Annotated in this window: 13 protein-coding genes; 8 read left to right on the top strand and 5 right to left on the bottom strand. The window is 57.8% G+C overall.

Annotated features, from left to right (window positions below; all coding sequences use genetic code 11):
- Positions 1-20: 20 nt before the first annotated feature.
- The 4 genes from PV433_RS32930 to PV433_RS32915 form a co-directional block, all read right to left on the bottom strand.
- Entirely contained in the window at positions 21-2585 is a 2565-nt protein-coding gene (locus PV433_RS32930; protein WP_332076182.1) for a chemotaxis protein CheW, read from the bottom strand.
- Between the two features lie 54 nt (positions 2586-2639).
- Positions 2640-3065, bottom strand: coding sequence for a chemotaxis protein CheW (locus PV433_RS32925; RefSeq protein ID WP_332076181.1), 426 nt, complete (start codon positions 3063-3065; stop codon positions 2640-2642).
- 20 nt (positions 3066-3085) lie between these two features.
- Positions 3086-4663, bottom strand: a complete 1578-nt coding sequence (locus tag PV433_RS32920; protein ID WP_332076180.1) for a methyl-accepting chemotaxis protein — start codon at positions 4661-4663, stop codon at positions 3086-3088.
- A 207-nt stretch (positions 4664-4870) separates the two neighbouring features.
- A complete protein-coding gene (locus PV433_RS32915; protein WP_332076179.1) occupies positions 4871-6976 on the bottom strand; it encodes a LuxR C-terminal-related transcriptional regulator in 2106 nt (701 codons plus the stop codon).
- A 211-nt stretch (positions 6977-7187) separates the two neighbouring features.
- Here PV433_RS32915 and PV433_RS32910 point away from each other — a divergent pair, with 211 nt between their 5' ends.
- The 8 genes from PV433_RS32910 to PV433_RS32875 all read left to right on the top strand — a co-directional run bounded on the left by PV433_RS32910 (position 7188) and on the right by PV433_RS32875 (position 14791).
- Positions 7188-8603, top strand: coding sequence for an ATPase domain-containing protein (locus PV433_RS32910; RefSeq protein WP_332076178.1), 1416 nt, complete (start codon positions 7188-7190; stop codon positions 8601-8603).
- Between the two features lie 32 nt (positions 8604-8635).
- Positions 8636-8887, top strand: coding sequence for a hypothetical protein (locus PV433_RS32905; protein WP_332076177.1), 252 nt, complete (start codon positions 8636-8638; stop codon positions 8885-8887).
- The gene (locus tag PV433_RS32900) at positions 8872-11025 is read left to right on the top strand and encodes a LuxR C-terminal-related transcriptional regulator (RefSeq protein ID WP_332076176.1); all 2154 of its coding nucleotides are present in this window, start codon (positions 8872-8874) and stop codon (positions 11023-11025) included. Before PV433_RS32905 ends, PV433_RS32900 begins: the two co-directional genes overlap by 16 nt.
- A 331-nt stretch (positions 11026-11356) precedes the next feature.
- Positions 11357-12031: an HD-GYP domain-containing protein gene (locus PV433_RS32895; RefSeq protein WP_332076175.1), complete on the top strand. Its 675-nt coding sequence runs from the start codon at positions 11357-11359 to the stop codon at positions 12029-12031.
- On the top strand, positions 12000-12161 hold the full coding sequence (locus PV433_RS32890; RefSeq protein WP_332076174.1) for an aspartyl-phosphate phosphatase Spo0E family protein: 162 nt from the start codon (positions 12000-12002) through the stop codon (positions 12159-12161). Before PV433_RS32895 ends, PV433_RS32890 begins: the two co-directional genes overlap by 32 nt.
- A 131-nt stretch (positions 12162-12292) precedes the next feature.
- The gene (locus PV433_RS32885) at positions 12293-12991 is read left to right on the top strand and encodes an ABC transporter ATP-binding protein (protein WP_332076173.1); all 699 of its coding nucleotides are present in this window, start codon (positions 12293-12295) and stop codon (positions 12989-12991) included.
- 13 nt (positions 12992-13004) lie between these two features.
- Positions 13005-14222, top strand: a complete 1218-nt coding sequence (locus tag PV433_RS32880; RefSeq protein ID WP_332076172.1) for an ABC transporter permease — start codon at positions 13005-13007, stop codon at positions 14220-14222.
- A gap of 143 nt (positions 14223-14365) precedes the next feature.
- Entirely contained in the window at positions 14366-14791 is a 426-nt protein-coding gene (locus tag PV433_RS32875) for a hypothetical protein (RefSeq protein ID WP_332076171.1), read from the top strand.
- Between the two features lie 753 nt (positions 14792-15544).
- On the opposite strand, the gene PV433_RS32870 is transcribed toward PV433_RS32875, so the two are convergent.
- A complete protein-coding gene (locus PV433_RS32870) occupies positions 15545-16834 on the bottom strand; it encodes an NAD(P)/FAD-dependent oxidoreductase (protein ID WP_332076170.1) in 1290 nt (429 codons plus the stop codon).
- Between the last annotated feature and the right edge of the window lie 77 nt (positions 16835-16911).

Below are 16911 nucleotides of genomic sequence, written 5' to 3'. Positions count from 1 at the left end.
TATTTTCTTTGAAGGCGTCGCTAGCAGATTGCGGCAGCCGGTTCCGCCGACTGCAAGGCGCGGTCGATGTTCAGCACGACGATGAAGCTGTCTTGCTGCTTGTACACGCCCTGCACCAGTCTGCTTGGCTGCATCCCGGTATGATCCGAAGCGATCTCGATATCGCTCTGCCGCACTTTCAGCACTTCCATCACCTGATCGATCAGCACCCCGACATCGCGCCGGCCGGACTCGATCATCATAATTCGCGAGCGGGCGTTCGGTTCCTGCCGGGCCAGGCCGAAGCTGTGTCTCAGGTCGTAGACCGGGAGTACGGCTCCCCGCAGATTAATCATGCCGAGCATGCCGGCCGGGGCATCCACCAATTTGGAGATGGGCGGCACGGTGATGATCTCCTTCACCTTGGCGATATCGAGCGCATACTGCTCCGTATCGACACGGAAGGTGACCAGCTGTGTCTCGCGTTCCCGGGACGATTCCTTCCGTTGTTCTTCCTGATTCCGGGTGAGCAGCAGGGAGCCCTCATCCTTCACGATGGAGCCGACGTCGAGAATAAGCGCGACCTTCCCGCTGCCGAGAATAGTCGCCCCCGCCAGGTAAGGCACTTCGCCGACGAATTTGCCGAGAGACTTGATGACGATCTCCTGATTGCCCAGAGTCTTGTCTACAACGAGACATACCCGTTTGTCGGCGATGCCGAGTACGACGACGATCAGCCGACGGTCGCCGGACGAGCCGCATTCCGTCTCTTCCAATCCGAGCTTGCGGTGCATCCGGACGAGCGGGAAGATCGTTCCCCGGATGACGCACACCTCGCGTCCTTGAATCGTCTGAATATCGCCGGTTTGCAGCCGGACGATCTCGAGTACGTTGACAAGCGGGATGGCAAAGGTGCTTGCGCCGAGCTGCACCAGCAGCGAACGGATAATCGCCAGCGTGAGCGGCAGCTTGATCGTAAAAACGGTTCCTTCTCCGGGAGTGGAGTCAATGTCGATCAGCCCATTCAGCTTCTCGATATGCGACCGCACAATGTCCATGCCGACGCCCCGTCCGGACAGATCCGTCACCTTGTCGGCCGTGGACATGCCGGAGTGGAAGATGAGGAAGATGAGCTCCTTGTCGGTCATTCTCTCCGTTTCCTCGCGGGTGACGAACCCTTTGCGTATCGCCGTTTCCTTAATCCGCTGGGGATCGATGCCCTTCCCGTCGTCGGCGATCGAGAGGACGATCTGATTTTCCTGATGGGCCGCCTTAAGCAGCAGCTTGCCTTTTCGCGGCTTGCCGAGCCGTTCGCGCTCCTCGGGGCTTTCGATCCCGTGATCGGCGGCATTGCGCAGAATATGAATGATCGGATCGCTGATCTCTTCGATCAGCGTCCGGTCCAGCTCGGTTTCCTTGCCCTCCATGACGAAGTCGATTTCTTTGCCCGCCTGGATCGCGATATCCCGCATCATCCGTGGAAACCGGTTAAACAGCTGCTCGATCGGCAGCATCCGCGTCTTCATCATGCCTTCCTGAAGCTCGCCGACGACCCGGTTCAAATGATTGCTGATATCGCCCAGCTCCGCGATATCCCCGTGGTCTTTGAATTGCTGGCTTAGCCGGTTCTTCACTTCGATCAGCCGCGTGTTGTCGATGATCAGCTCGCCGACGAAGTTAAGCAGCATCTCCAGCCGGTCGACATCGACGCGTACGGTTTGGTTGACCTTAATCCTCGACTCGCTTTTCGGCTGGGCCGCTCCTTCCGCCGGAACGGCTGCCGGGTCCGCCGCTATCGGTTCCCTTTTGGGGGGGACGTCGGCAGCAATGTCCGTCCCTTGCGGCGGTTCGCACATCTGCCGCTGGGCCGCCCGGCTGATCCGGAACGATTGGACATGCGACATGCAGCGGATCGCGTTCGAGACGGCGGCTTCGCTTTGCTCGGTAGCCAGCAGGACGGCGAATTCAGTGGCGGAGTCGCTGCCGTCTCCGGCTTCAGGCAATTGAGCCGCAACGATCTGTCCGAGCTCGGAGCAGCTGTTGCACATAATCAGCATCCGGGCCTGTTTCATCTCCGTCTCGGGCTCCAGCCGGATCTGCACGGTGAAGGCGTCATACCCGCGATTTAGGTAATAGGGCAGGGCGTCCAACTGCTCCTGCTCCCATTCGGCGGCCGGAGCGGGCGATTCGCAAGGCTCGTCTTCCGGCTGTGGAGGAGTAGATTCCCGCGCCTGTTCCAGCAAGGCGACGAGCGGCCCAATATTCGTCTCGTGCAGCCGGTCTTCGACAATGGCGATTTTGAGCACCTTCATATAGTCGATCGCCCGGAACAGCACGGTAACCAGGGCGGAGCTGACCGACAGCTGCCGGTTGCGGATCAGGTCGAACACGTTCTCGATCGCGTGCGTCAGCTCCTTAAGCGGTTCGAACCCCATGGCTGCCGAAGACCCCTTCAAAGTATGAGCCGCGCGGAAAATACGCCCGATCGTCTCCATATTCGTACCGTCGCGTTCCAGCTCCAAAATTTGTTCGTTCAAAATTTGCGATTGTTCATCCATCTCGTCCATAAAAATGCCGAGATAGGCGGACATATTCAGATCTGTCATGCTGCTAGCCCCCTCTCGCTTATAGGCCGGTCGCTACCGCTTCCGCCTTTGTTGCTACTGCAGGACGCGGTCGAGTCTAAGAATGCCAACCAGTTCCTCGCCCGATTTGCCGATTCCTTCGATAAACCCGCCGTCCGCGCCTCCGGACCGCTCGGGAGGGGGCTGGATTTCGGTGAACGAGGTGACCTGGTACACCTGGTCCACGGTCAGGCCGACGACCGAATCGGAATAGTTAACGACTACGATACGCGTCGATTTCGTATCCGGCACTTCCGGCAGGCCGAATCGTTTGCGCAGACTTACGATAGGAGCTACTTTTCCCCTCAAATTGATTACGCCGGTCAAATAAGGCTTGCCGTTCGGGATGGCGGTGACAGGCTGCACGCGGATGATTTCATGAATGACTTGGATGTGCAGGGCAAGCCGTTCGTTGCCGATCCGAATCTCGATAAACTGCCGGGAAGCGAGCGGGTCCGTCATAGTGGGATGTCACCGACCTTTTATTGGATTTTAAATGCGGATACGGTCTCGTTCAGATCTTCCGACAGCTGGGCGAGCGATTGCGAAGCCGAGGCCGTCTCCTCTGCGGCGGAGGCTGCCTCCTCGCTGGTAGCGGCGATCGATTCGGTCGAGCGCAGCACTTCCTCCGCTTGGGCGGCTTGTTCTTCGCTTGCGGCGGCGATCTCATTCACCTGCGAGGCCGTATCGTTAACCTTGGCAACGATGTTCGTGAAGGCCGAGCCGATCTGGTGCGACAGGCCAACGGCTTTCGATGCGGCGTGCACGCTTTCGTTCGTATTGTTCTGCATGCCTTTGATGATGGCGGCGATTTCCTTCGTGGCATCGCTGCTTCGCTCGGCCAGCTTGCGGACCTCGTCGGCGACGACTGCGAATCCTTTGCCCTGCTCTCCGGCGCGGGCGGCTTCGATCGCGGCGTTAAGCGCAAGCAGATTGGTCTGGTCGGCGATATCGTCGATCACGCCGATGATTTGGCCGATCTTATCGGAGTCTCCCCGAAGCTTCTCCATGGACTGCTCAAGCTGGCCGATCGCTTCTACAGACGCCCGGATCGTCTGGCCGCCCTGCTCGGCGACTTCTTTGGTCTGTGTGGACAGCGAGGCGGCCGATTCGGCGCCTCTCGCGACGGAATCGATGGCGATCGACAGCTCGCGGAACAGCTCGTTGACCGTTTGGGCCGAACCGGCCTGGCTCGTAGCTCCGCTGGCGATTTCCTGAGTGCTTGCCGAGATTTGCTGAGCGGCGGCCGCTACGCTCTGGGAAGAGCCTAGAACCGAGCCGATCAGTTGCTTCAGAGCATTGACCATCTCGTCGGACGATTGCGACAGCTGGGCAATCTCGTCGTTGCCTTCGGCGTTCAGGGGGGGGACAGTCAAATTGCCCAGGGCGACCTCCTTGATGTTGCGGGTGGCGGCGAGAAGCGGCTTCGTAATGGCGCGGGTCAGGAAAAAAGCCGTTCCGAGTCCGACCAGGAGGCCGCCCGCGAGGAGTAAGGAGGTTAAGAGAAGCCCGCTGCTGTAAGTTTTATCCGATTCGGCGCTTGCCCGCTTGGCTCCTTCGGAATTGAAGTGAACCAGCTCGTCCAGCGGTTTGTTGAGCCGTTCCTTTAACACCTGGCCTTCGTTAAACAATCGGACCGCTTCGCTGTCGTTGCCTGCCTGGCTGGCCTTAAGCGTCTTTTCGGTATGTGCGAGCCACGCTTCGACTTCCGATTTAAGCGCATTGAACTGCCGGCGGTCTTCGTCGGAGATGAGCGACTTCTCGTAGTAGGTATACTCGTCGTGAATCGCTTCAATCGCGGTAGCGCGCTCCTTGTCCGCCGCGCTCATGGCTTCGGCGGTCGGACTGATAATATGCTTCAGCATGGCGGCTTGAACGTCTTGAATGCGGGAATCGAGCCGGTTAATCGCCTCCACGCCAGGCATCCAAAAGCTGGTGATCTGTTTGGAGCTTTCGTTCATCGAACCCATATTGGAAAACGACATCCACCCGATCGACCCCATAATAAGCAGGATGAAAATAAAGCCTGCGTACATTTTTTTGCCCACGGTCCAATTCATAGATTACAACCTCCCGGTATTGATGAAGTCTGGAATGGAATGCCAAGTTCATCTACCTGTAATTGTGGGGGAAACGGCATAGGAAACATATCCCCACCTATTCTCATAAATAGACATGATTCGACACAAAAATACAGGAACCGATTCCTATAGACAAAGCAAAAGCCGCCTAATCGGCGGCTGATCGTGTGGGCGGACGTGTCCGTTTTATTTCGTTTTGTTACCGGTATCGCTGCCTGGGGCGGTATTTAAGCGGTTTCCGTATATTTTCGCCAGCGCTTGCGTCCGGTCGCTGACCCCCAGCTTATCTAATATTTTGGTCACATGGTTTTTGACCGTATGCGCGCTTATATACAGCTTGGCGGCGATCTCCAGGTTGCTCATGCCGCGAAGCACGAGGCTTAACACTTCGCGCTCCCGGGGCGTCAGCGCCTGCTGGGCTCCGGCCGGGGGGCTCAGGTCCGGAGCGGACCGGGTCTGAGCGGTTTTGTCGGCTTGGAGAGGCATGTCCCGGGCGGGTTCCGTCTCCAGCGGGCGCGAGGCAGGCTGCAGCGCCCGAGCCAGGATACGCTGGGGCAGCGTCAAGCCTGTAAAGGCGTTGTCTCGCAGCAGCTCGCCGTCCAGGGCGATCCGTCCGGCCTCTTCGAGCAGATGGACGACCGGTTCCCGGGGCAGCGCCGAATGGAGAAAGTCGGCGTCGTAGCCGGATAAGGAAGCGGCAAGTCTCACCTGCTCGGCATCGGTGGGGGAGATCGGAAGCTGGGTCATCAGTTGTTCGGCCTTCGACTGAACTTCCTTGCAGCGGTTGTACGCGTCCGGATTCCAGTACGCCATCGCCTGGCGGAGCAAGCCGGCCCGCTCCGAGGCCGATAAGCTGTGCTGACGCTCGATCAGCTGAAGGCGGATCTCCCCGATGATGGACAGCGCCGTTAGGAAGGTGCGGAACGTGAGCGAATCGGTCTCGTCCCGGTATGCGACTCCAAGCACGCCCTGTACCCGATTGTCCCATATGAGCGGATATTCGTGAACGGGGTCGCCCCCATCGGTCTCGGCGGATACGGGGCAGCGTGTCGGGCAAGAACCGGCTGAGGAGGCGAAATGCCGGGCGGCTGCACTGGCGGCGTACCGCTCCGCCTTCGGCGGGGATAATCCCCGCGAAGCCAGGTAGCGGATGCCCCCGTAGCCGTCCTGTCTCAGCACGAGGCAGCAAAACTTGCCCTGTACGATACTCTGACCGACGTCTGCAAGCAGAGACAGCAGCGTCTGTATATCCGTAATGTCGACGGACGCCTGGCAGACTTCGAGCAGTGTCGAATAGCGGGTCATCGATTGATTGTACGTATCGCTTAGGGAGACCATGCCGAGTCTGGACGCCAGTGACGCAGCCAGCAACTGGCCGGCCTCCCGGTTAGGCGCTGCGGCCCGGGACGTGTCCATGATTCCGCCGAACAGGACCCCATGCAGCGTCCCGCCGCTGCGCACCGGATAACAGGTCAGGTGATGGAGCGAGATGTCCCGCTCCGCAAAGGCGGCCGCTCTCGGGTCGAACCGGACCTTGTCCCAGCAGCCGGCTTGTCCGGTTAAGGCGGTCTGGCCGACAAAGCCCTCGCCCCAGTAAATGACCATGCCGTGCAGACTGTCGTAAACACCGCCGCCTTCAACGACCGTAACGCGCAGCTTCTCTGCCGATATCGCTTCCGCATAAGCGGCGAAATCGAAATGGAGCAGACGCGCGGCCATCTCGACGGCAGAGCGGATGGAGCTTTTGGAGGAGACGTTATGGCGGTCGAACCAGTCGGTTAATACCCGGATGTAGTAGTTATGGTTCGACTGCTTCGCATCTAACTGGTGAAGTGAGCTTGCGATCTGAGCCATCTGCATCATGCGTTCGATGTGGAGCTGCTTGTCCTCGTCCGTCGTATCCGGGATCTCGTCGATCGCTTTCGTCCAGAACGCGGCGTCGGGACCCAGCTCCAGCAGTCTGCGGATCGGCTCGCGGTATTGCTTCTGAATGAGCACCCCCGCCCATATGTAATAGGCGGGACCGGTGTCGCCCGAGACCGGGGCGATAATCAGGTTCATGCCCAGATCGTTCTGATACAGAATCGTCCGGTCGATCGGGCCAATCTCGCCTATCACGCGCTCGGTCCACGCTGTGGACAGGAGGCTCTGCTTGTCGTCAAGCAGCAGGCGGGCGAGCGGCTCCTTCCCGCAGACGCCGGAGAATACCCGTCCGCGGCAATCGGTTATAAATATCGTAAGCCCGCAAAGGGAGGCATAGGCATCCTGCAAATGCCGTAGTAGTCTGATCACTTGATGTGTTCCCATTGCTGCACCTCGGTCCCGCTTGAGTGGCTGTAACACTGTGGCTTCTGTGTTCTACTATAGAGTACGCTGTATTGGTTTTCAACCAGTCCATGGGCCTATCGTTCTTAAAAACGATCAAACTATCGCCGCCCGGGAGTTTCGTGTGCTAATATAGTAGTATTCGAAACTAATTCATAGACGCGCAGGTGATCGAGAGATGGGTACAGTGCCTACGGGCGTCCGCGGATTGGACGTACTGATGGACGGAGGTTTCCCGAAAGGGGCGACCGTCATTGTCGAGGGCGCTCCCGGAACCGGCAAGACGACTTTGGGCATGCAGTTTCTCCATCAGGGCGCCGTACGGGACGGAGAAGCGGGAATTTATATTACGTTTGAGGAGTTCCCCGATCAATTGTACCGCGATATGCTCGTATTCGGGTGGGATTTGCGGAAGCTGGAGGCGGAAGGGCTGCTTCGGGTGATCAGTATGACGCCCGATATTTTTCTGGAGCAGATGACCGAACCGGGAGGGCTGATCGAGAAGCTGATCGTCGATGTTGGCTGCAAACGAATGGTAATCGACAGCATCAGCTTGTTCCGGTACGGAACTGCGAGCCAGGAGGAGCACCGGCGAACGTTATACCGGCTGCGCAACATTCTCCGGAAGTTCGATTTAACCTCCGTACTGATCAAGGAGCAAGGGACGATGAATGAGGAGTCCGGCTTCGAGGCGTATATATCCGACGGATTTATCCAGCTTCAGCTGAAGCAGCAGATGGACAAGTACCGGGTGCGGACGCTGGAGATTTTGAAGATGCGGGGCAGACGAATCCGCGAAGGGGAACATATATACCGGCTGACGGATCACGGAATCCGGCTTATACCGGCCCGGTCGATGGTCGAGGATCTGGCTCTGATCAACGGAAGGGAGAAAGTGCCGACAGGCGTAGAGGTGCTGGACGGGCTGCTGGAAGGCGGGTTTTCCCAAGGCACGGTCATGCTGCTCGACACGAACAGCAAGGCGAATTACAAGTACCTCGTAGCTTCCGTGCTGGCGAACCGCCTGCGGGCGGGAGATAAGGTGGTGGCGCTGCTGTCAAGCTTCCACACGCCGCAGGATTTCGATAGAATGTTGGCGCTGCAGGGGTTGTCCATGAGCCGGATGGCCGGGGAGGGGCGGTTGTTCTTTATCGAGCATTACAAGCGTTCGTACCCGGACGGCTGCGAGGCGGCGGTTATTGATGTAAAGGGCTTGACGGGCAGCCAGAAATACCGGGAGTTTGTGCGGGAATCACTTGGGCCGCGGGCCGAGGAGAGTCCGGGCAACTGGTTCATTTATTACGATCTGAACACCGTGCTCTCCGAGCGCGGCAAAGAGTACGTCATGAAGTTTTTCGCGGAAGAAACGGCGGAGATTAAAGCAAAAGGGATGACGATGATGGTGATGTGCAACTTCAGCGAAATCGGACCCGAATGCTCTGCCTATCTGGAACGGACGTGCAACGGCGTCATCCGTACGTGGGTGGACGGCTCGTATCAATATATGCAAGTGATGAAATCGCCGAACGGTATCATATCCGAGCCTTATGTCGTGGAGACGACCGCGCAGGCTCCTTTCATGAGACTAACCTGAGCGCGGCGAGCTTGAGACGGGAGGGGCAAACGATGACGGAAGAAGAAGCATGGCTGCTGCAGATGGAGTGCACCCGTTTTTTTCAAAATAATCCGTACAGTATGGAGACGGCGGAAGGCATATCGCTGAGGTTGGGGCGTAAGGTCGAGCACTTAAGTCCGGTACTCGGCAGGCTCGTCATGTTATCGATCCTGGAGAAGGTCGGGAATGGATCGCGTTCCATTTACCGTTATATCGAACCGAATTTCAATGGCGATATGGACGTGCAATGGAACATCAACTAAGCCTGGTACAAAGCATGCTGGATCTGTTCGCGGACGAAAGTGGACTGTCCGTCATACTGACCAACGATCGTGGCGAATGGATAACGCGACCGTCCGGTACGATCGTGGGAAGTCTCGAGTCCGGTCCGGTAAGGGGCCAGCTTGAACAGCGGCTGAGGGCGATCTTGGAGCAATATGCCGCGATTCGCAACGGCATTGTGCACGATGTATCGCCGGGCGTCCGGCTCGTTAGGGCGCCTGTATTCCTGAACAGGCGCGAGACGTATTACGTATGGACCGGTTGTCTGGTGGACGAGAGAATCGTGAATCATTCGGCCATGCACAATCGCCAGGGGGAACCTAAGTTTCCGTGGACCCAGGTGTTGGCCAGCGCCAAACAAAGTAGCGCCGATACGGAGAAAGCGCTTACTAAGACGTGCACGCTGGCGTCCATCGTCGAAGGGCTTCTGAAGCCGGCGTTTGCCGAGGAGGCGCTGTGCCGCCGGATGGAGCTGCTACGCCGGTTGGCTTCCAATTACGAGGCGTCCGAGGAATGGGCGCATGTGCTGGCCGAAGCGTCCGAGGAGGCTGACTTTATCGGCTTCGCCGCCAAGACGGAGCGCCAGCGGTTTGCCGTTGTGCAGTACGCGGGGCCGTCGGCCGACGCCGTGCGGAGGTTGTCCTTTTCGCTGGGAGAAGGGTTTGTCGGCCAGGTAGCGACTTCGCGAAAGGCGGTATTCTGGGACCAGGTTGCCCGGGACCCGCGCACGTTCGCTTTCTCGCAGTGCGGCTTGTATCCGATGTCGCTGTTTTGCGTGCCGGTCTTTCGCGACCGGGAGCTGGAGGGCGTGCTGTTCGGCGGAAGCGTGACCGAACCGACCTTAAGCCGCGGAGCGCAATCGTTCGTCAAGGCGTACGCGGCGGGCTGGAGCATGCGCGTCACGCTGGGGGCGGTCCGCGAAGACCGGAACACGAACTTTACCCGGCTGTCGACGTTCGTGGAGACGTGCGGCTCGATCAACAATGCGCAGGACGTCAAGCGGCTGTCTTATATTCTGGTCGATATGAGCCTGAATCTGGTGGAAGGATCGTTTTCCTGCGTCGTGCTGAAACAGTCGGAGCAGAAGGTGCAGCTCGTATCCCGAGGATTGGGCCAGCAGCAGGCCGAGCGTTACGTCAAGGAGCTTGCGGCCCGCTGGTCGCCGCCGGCGGACAGAAGAGGCTGGCCTCAGACGGAGCTGTACGAGGGCTCCGGCATGCCGCCGGTGATGGAATGCCCGTTGTATTATCAAAGCGAGCTGCTGGGCATATGGTGTATCGCGCTGAAAAGTCCGGACCAGTATGCCTTGTACCGGGAATATATGACGATCGTCGCGCAAGCGGGGAGCGCCTCGCTCTACCGGCTGTGGGACAAGGGCAGGGTATGCCGGGGCGACGCGGTTCAACTGCTGAACCGGGCGCTCGGCTACTGGGACTCGTATGCGTTCGACATGACGCATCAGGCCCAGGAACTCGCGCTGCCGTTCGCCCGTTCGCTCAAGCTGGATGAGACGACGATCAAGCAGATCGGCGAAGCGTGTCTCGTCTATCCGTATTCACCCGCTTTTTTGAGCGATATTCTCCGCAGTCCGGAGCAGATGGAACTGATCGGGCATTTTCACGCGATCACCCGTCTGCTGGAGGACGGCAAGCCGGGGGGGCAAGGGCAAGAACAGGCGGCGGTTTCCGAATTCAGCGCCGGCGGCCAGATTATCGCGATGATTTATTTCTACTTGCAGTTTGGCGGGGATACGCAGTCGCTGGATCAGCTGTGGCCGGTCTCTCCGAAGCTTCGCGCCGCTTTCCGGGCGTTCTGCGATTCCCGGGAAGTGGTCGAGAGCGAAATCTCGCTGACGGCCGAGGAGGAGGATTCCCGTGCGAACGGGGTGCCGGAGCTTCCCGACATTCGCAAGCTGAAGGATCTGCCGCCGCTGTCGTCACGCGAGCGGGAAGTGCTAGGGCACGTGCTGCAGGGAGAGAGCAACCGCGAGATCGCGGAGCAGCTCGTCATCAGCGAACATACGGTCAAAAATCATATGACCAATATCTTCCAGAAGCTCGGCGTCACCGATCGCGCGCAAGCGATCGCGATGGTGTACAAGGCGGGCTGGAACCGGTAATGGAGGCTCCGGGCTTTCTGGATGCGCATTTTTACATACATAATGTTAAGCCGGGAAGAGGAGGGAAACCTTCTCTTTTTTCGTTATTGCCCCCGCCCGCGCCTCCGTTTCATTTCGCCAAAAGGAGATTAATGGAATTCAAGAGGGAACATACATATAGGAACGCCCGAACCGGAATCTGCCGCGAGTAGGAAAGGAGTAGGACGAGCTGCGCTGTGGCCCGAAGGAAAAGATAAGAATACCCGGGGATACCTTTTTCCGTCCGAAAAACGGAAAATAGAAGTAACAGCTAGAGCGGACCAGATAGACGGATTCGAAGGAGTGGATGAAAATGAAACAAACTGCAGCAACACTGGAATACATGGAGCGCGACGTCAAAGTGATGGAACGTGCGGAACCACAAACGGCCTTTTTGCTTAAACGGCTCAAACGGCATCATGCCCCCACCTATCGCAAAAGTTTGCTTACCGCCTACTACTCGCTGCAGCTCGCGAAGGCGCTTGGATTTACCCGGGAGGAGCAGACGGTATTATTCCGGACCGCCCTGCTTCAAGATATCGGCAAGCTGCATATCTCCCGCGATATTCTCGACAGCCGGAACCGGCTGTATCAGGGGGCGGTCTGGCAGATGCAGGCGCACCCGAAGTATAGCGCGGATATTTTGCAGACGTTTATTGCGAGCGGGGAAGTCGACGGAGAGGCTGTGCTGCAGCATCACGAAAATTTGGATGGCACCGGGTATCCATCCGCGCTGAATTGGAAGTCGATTACGCTGAACGCCCGCATTCTCCGGATTGCCGGAAGCTACACGGAACTGACGGATGCACAGGGGGCGGCGAGGCTCGGCCCGAGAGAGGCGATGGAGGAACTGTACTGCTGGAGCGATGTGTTGTATGATGCCGATCTGGTGGAGCTGATGAATCATTTGATTCGCCAAACGACGACGGAAGATGCGGTGAAGGGAGATGGCGCGCATGAGCTTGCTGCACGAAATCGAAAGTCTTAAACGCAGACTGTCCCGGATGGCCGACCGTCACGGGAATTTGACCCACAACTGTGTCGTAAGAATCAGCCAGCAGCTCGACAAAAAGCTGAACGAGTATGAGCGAATCCGCCGTGAATCGGGCCGGGGGTAAGCTCAGGAGGGCAACGGATGCGACTTTTTCCAAAGCCGTCTGGATTGTGATATCGTTAGGAGAGCTGACGATAGATACATCCAAGACGGTTTTTTCGTATGGAGCTAGGGAGAAAAGGAGCTGCGGGCTGAATGGAGCTACTGCATGTGAATATCGAGCAGGCCGGGTACGACGAGCAGGAGAGCGTGATCCAGGGCGTATCGTTCACGCTGGAGGCCGGGCAGCTCGTCGGACTGATCGGTCCGAACGGAGCGGGCAAAAGCACGACGATTAAAGCGATACTCGGCCTGATAAAAAAGACGACCGGCGAGATCCGGTTCGGCGGACCGCAAGGGACGTACGCGTACATCCCGGAGCATCCGATCTTGTACGAGGAGCTGACCTTGTGGGAGCATCTGGAGCTGGCTGCGGCCGCTTACGGGCTGACCGAGGAATTGTTCCGGGAGAGAGCGGAGGAATTGCTCACCCGGTTTAAGCTCGGCGGTTCAAAGCATCATCTGACCACCTCGTTCTCGAAAGGGATGCAGCAGAAGGTTATGCTGATTCTCGGCTTTCTGACCAAGCCCGACGTATATATTGTGGACGAGCCGTTTATCGGGCTCGATCCAAAAGCGACGAAGGAGCTGCTCGATTCGCTGAATGACGAGCGGCAGCGGGGGGCGGCTATTCTAATGTCGACGCACGTATTGGATACGGCGGAACGGATCTGCGATTCGTTCGTATTGCTCGATGCGGGAAGGGTTGTCGCCAAGGGCGATCTGGACGCGATCCGGCAGTCGTGCGGCAAGCCGGAAGCTACGCTGTTCGAATGCTTTCATACGTTGACGTGAGCGGAGGGGTGAGATGATTCAGGCAAACCGGTTGTTCGCCCGAAGGCTGAAATCGGAATGGAAGTTTCAGTATAAAGTATGGAAGATGGCCGTCGATTGGACGGTTGCGCTGTATTTCGTCATTCCGGGACTGCTTGTCGCCGGGTACAACTATACATTGTGGTGGCGGGATATGCCGGCTTGGGGGCACTACGTGCCGGAGCTCGCTCTGCTGATTCTGCTCTATTTCGCTTCCTGTTCCGGGTCGCTGCGGCTGTTTCTGGAGGAGGCCGACCAGTTGTTCCTTATACGTAATCAGATCTGGATGAACCGGCTGAAAGGTTGGGGAATCGCCTATTCGCTGACCGCAGCGGCGCCGCTCTCGGCTGCAGCGACATGCCTCGCCGCTCCGTTTCTCGTCAAGGTGCATCAGTATGGGTCTGCCCGTCTGCTGCTGCTCGGTGCGGTGGCGGCGCTTAACGGCATGCTGATGCAGCTCGCAGGCAGGTGGATTGCGCTGCGGCTGCCGCGGCTGACGGGCTGGTTTGCGCAAGCGGGCTGTTTTCTCGCCCTCGGGGCCATGTTCCTGTACGCAGCCCGGCTGGAGATGGGGTGGGGCTGGAGCGCCGTCTGGGCTGTGGTGCTGGCCGCAGGAACCGTGCTGCTCGTCCGGGTGCGGATGAGGATGACCGGAACGTTTTATCAGGATGCGGCCTACGAATACGACCAGCGGATGAAGTTCGCCGCCCTGCTGATGGGGTATGTCGTGCCGAAGCCTGCGAAGCTGTTAAAACGCAAAAAGCCGTGGTTGCTCGCGGGCTCCCGTCATTTGTTCCGAAAACGTACGCCGGATCGCGTGCTGGCGGAGACGATCGTTAAGTCGTTTTTCCGAAGCGGGACGCAGCTTAAGCTGTACATTCAATTTACGCTCGCTTGCAGCTTCGCCTTGCTGGCGCTGCCGGTTATTGTGAAGTGGGTGTTCTGGCTCGGCGTTTCGTTCCTGCTCGCGTACTGGATCAAGATGTACGGCAAGGAAGTGATGGCGTCCTCGTTTTTGAAGCTGTTCCGCTGGCAGGATGCCGACCGGCTGAAAGCGATCAGCCGAGCGACTCCGCTGTTGTTCGTGCCGGCTTACGTGCCGGCCGGTCTGCTGCTCGGCTGGAGCGCGTACGGATGGTGGGCGGGACTGCTGCTTATTCCGGCTGGATGGCTGATCGGTTATGTGATGGGAGAGATGCTGAACGGGTGGTAGGGTAGAGTGACTGCCGGTGCGGTTCCGGGAAGTCCGATGAACAACCGGGGATTATGGAGGAATGCCGGGTGAAGAATAGGGAAGCGGCTGGAGGAGATGCTAAGTGCTGACACCTTTATTCCAACCTGAAAGTGGGGCTTTCGATGAGTCATGCACCGATCTACTTCGAATTTCCGGATTCCCGCTCCGCGAATCTGGCGGTCGATACGTTGGCCGAGCTCGGTTATCACGTACATGCGACCGCGATAGACGGCCGGCCGGGACTGGAGTTGTATGTGGAGCACAACGATTTGACTTCGGCTCTGGAGATCACGCAAGCTACCGGAGGAACGCTGCTGGATACGGACGGGAGCGTATCCGGGCATGCGGCCTATGCGGAGGCGTACGCGCTTGATACCGTGCCGATCCCGGCGCATACCGTTAACGAAGACTGGCCGGAATCGTACTTCTCGGACACGTCCCGGGGGGATGCGGACGGAACGGGCTTTGCCAATACGGCGGACGGACCTGAAACGTTCGACCCGTCGGGCGACGATTACGATCATTTTCCGGCGGGCATTAAGTTGTAAGAGGCGGCAATTGACGATTGGCAAGTGACGAATAGCTAAATAGCAGGCAGCAAGCAGCGGTGGAGCTTCGGGAGGAGCTTGCCGCTTTTTTTTTGTTGCGGCAGGATGACGGCTGTTGAGGCCGTCTGCGGATCATTAACCTGATATAAATTTAATGATTGAAATGATTAAAGCCGTATGGAAATTGCCGATTTCTTGCCATAAAAAAGCTGTAAATTACTAAAGGATATTCATCGTGGAGAAGACTTCGCCTAAAAAGTGCGCTATTTGCTGGTGAGGGCACAGGAAGCTTACTTTTGTGAATAAGTTGTGGATATCACCCGTGGATACTGTGGATAAGTTGGGGTGGAGTTGTTGGTTTCTTGTGGACAATATGTGGATGGAGTGGGGATGAGTTGATCTGAAGTAAAATGCGGAGGTTCACGTTAGCCCGCACCACACCGTTTCGAGGAAATCCGAAACAACGGCATGTTACCGGGACGAGCGCGGAAGTATAATTTCCGCTGTTTCGACCAATGAGCGTAAAAAGAGCTCATAGAGGAAGAAACGCTTCCGTTATCCATGCGCAAGAGGAGAAGTTGCCCCATTTTCCAAGAAATAGCGGAAGTTTTTCTTCCGTTGAACCTGTAAAAACGGGTAAATAGAAGAAATAGCGGAAGAAGATCTTCCGCTAAGGGTTGCTTGATGATCAAACCTATGAACGTTGAACAGGCAGTGTTAGCACGTCTTCCTGCTGACCGATCCGAAGTGAATTCAGTCCGCTCCTTGTTCAAGCATCAGCTGCTCCGCCGCTTCGGCGGCGCTTTTACCTGCCGTGTATCCCGACGTAAAGGCGGCCGTAATGTTGTAGCCGCCGGTGTAGCCGTGAATATCCAACACCTCGCCACAGAAAAACAGTCCAGGCATCCGCTTCGACTGCATCGTTTTCGGGTCAATCTCCTTCAGGTTGACGCCGCCGCCGGTGACAAACGCTTCTTCAATCGACAGCGTGCCGTTCACGCGTACCGGGAACGCTTTGGCGAGCTTGGCGAGCTCGCTCCAGGGCTGTTTAGGGATATTGTCGTACGTAACGTCTTCCCGGATCTCCGCCTTGGCGAGCAGAAGCGGAATAAGCCGGTCCGGGAACAGCGGCTTGAGTACGTTTTTGACCGCTTTTCTCGAATCTTCGCGGGCCAGCCGCATCGACTCGGCGAACACTTCATCCTCCGAACGGTCCGGACACAGATCAATCGTCACCCGTACGGTGTTTTCTCCGGACTTCTTCAGCTCCTTGACGACGAACTGACTGCAGCGCAGCGCCGCAGGGCCGGACAGGCCGAAATGGGTGAAAATCATATCGCCCTCGTGCTCGATGATTTTTTTGCCCTTCTCATTCCATACGGACAAATGGATATCGCGCAAACTTAAACCCTGCAGTTCGCGGCTGCGGATAAACGATTCGTTCGACGTAAGAGGCACCTCGGTCGGGTACAATTCCGTAATCGTATGCCCCGCGTCCTCAGCCCAGGCGTAGCCGTCCCCCGTGGACCCGGTATGCGGCACCGACTTTCCCCCGGATGCGACGACGACGCAGCGGCTTGCGAGCTTGTCTCCCGAACGGAGCCGGACTCCAGCCACACGTCCGTCTGCGTACAGCACCCGGTCGACCGGACTGTTGACGCGAACCGCAACGCCCTGATCCCTTACCCGGCCTACGAGCGCGTCTACGACCGTTTTGGCTTTGTCGCTGACCGGGAACATCCGTCCGCGGTCCTCCTCCTTCAGCCTAATCCCCATCCCCTCGAAAAAGGCGATAATGTCCCGATTGCTGAACGTACTCAAGGCGCTGTGCAAAAACCGGCCGTTGCCCGGGATGTGCCGGACCAGCTCGTCCAGCTCTTTGGCATTGGTGACGTTGCACCGGCCGCCACCGGATATGCCGAGCTTGCGGCCCAGCTTATCTCCTTTGTCGATCAGCAGCACGTTTGCTCCTCCCGCGCTCGCCGCTATACAGGCCATCAGGCCTGAAGGGCCGCCGCCGATGACGATACAGTCGTAAATCACGTGAATTCCGCTCCTTTTCCGGACGAAGCCGGGTGAATACGCTCATTGTAGCGTGTTTTGGCGGAAAAGGAAAACGG

Source organism: Paenibacillus sp. GYB004 (genome assembly GCF_036577605.1).
In the GTDB taxonomy this organism is placed as follows: domain Bacteria; phylum Bacillota; class Bacilli; order Paenibacillales; family NBRC-103111; genus Paenibacillus_AB; species Paenibacillus_AB oceani.
This window is presented reverse-complemented; position numbering and strand designations above follow the sequence as displayed.

Excerpts from the sequence above, each read along its gene's own strand:
- PV433_RS32930 (WP_332076182.1), bottom strand. The coding sequence starts at position 2,585 with ATGACAGATCTGAATATGTCCGCCTATCTCGGCATTTTTATGGACGAG.
- PV433_RS32925 (WP_332076181.1), bottom strand. The coding sequence starts at position 3,065 with ATGACGGACCCGCTCGCTTCCCGGCAGTTTATCGAGATTCGGATCGGC.
- PV433_RS32920 (WP_332076180.1), bottom strand. The coding sequence starts at position 4,663 with ATGAATTGGACCGTGGGCAAAAAAATGTACGCAGGCTTTATTTTCATC.
- PV433_RS32910 (WP_332076178.1), top strand. The coding sequence starts at position 7,188 with ATGGGTACAGTGCCTACGGGCGTCCGCGGATTGGACGTACTGATGGAC.
- PV433_RS32905 (WP_332076177.1), top strand. The coding sequence starts at position 8,636 with ATGACGGAAGAAGAAGCATGGCTGCTGCAGATGGAGTGCACCCGTTTT.
- PV433_RS32900 (WP_332076176.1), top strand. The coding sequence starts at position 8,872 with ATGGAACATCAACTAAGCCTGGTACAAAGCATGCTGGATCTGTTCGCG.
- PV433_RS32895 (WP_332076175.1), top strand. The coding sequence starts at position 11,357 with ATGAAACAAACTGCAGCAACACTGGAATACATGGAGCGCGACGTCAAA.
- PV433_RS32890 (WP_332076174.1), top strand. The coding sequence starts at position 12,000 with ATGAGCTTGCTGCACGAAATCGAAAGTCTTAAACGCAGACTGTCCCGG.
- PV433_RS32885 (WP_332076173.1), top strand. The coding sequence starts at position 12,293 with ATGGAGCTACTGCATGTGAATATCGAGCAGGCCGGGTACGACGAGCAG.
- PV433_RS32880 (WP_332076172.1), top strand. The coding sequence starts at position 13,005 with ATGATTCAGGCAAACCGGTTGTTCGCCCGAAGGCTGAAATCGGAATGG.
- PV433_RS32875 (WP_332076171.1), top strand. The coding sequence starts at position 14,366 with ATGAGTCATGCACCGATCTACTTCGAATTTCCGGATTCCCGCTCCGCG.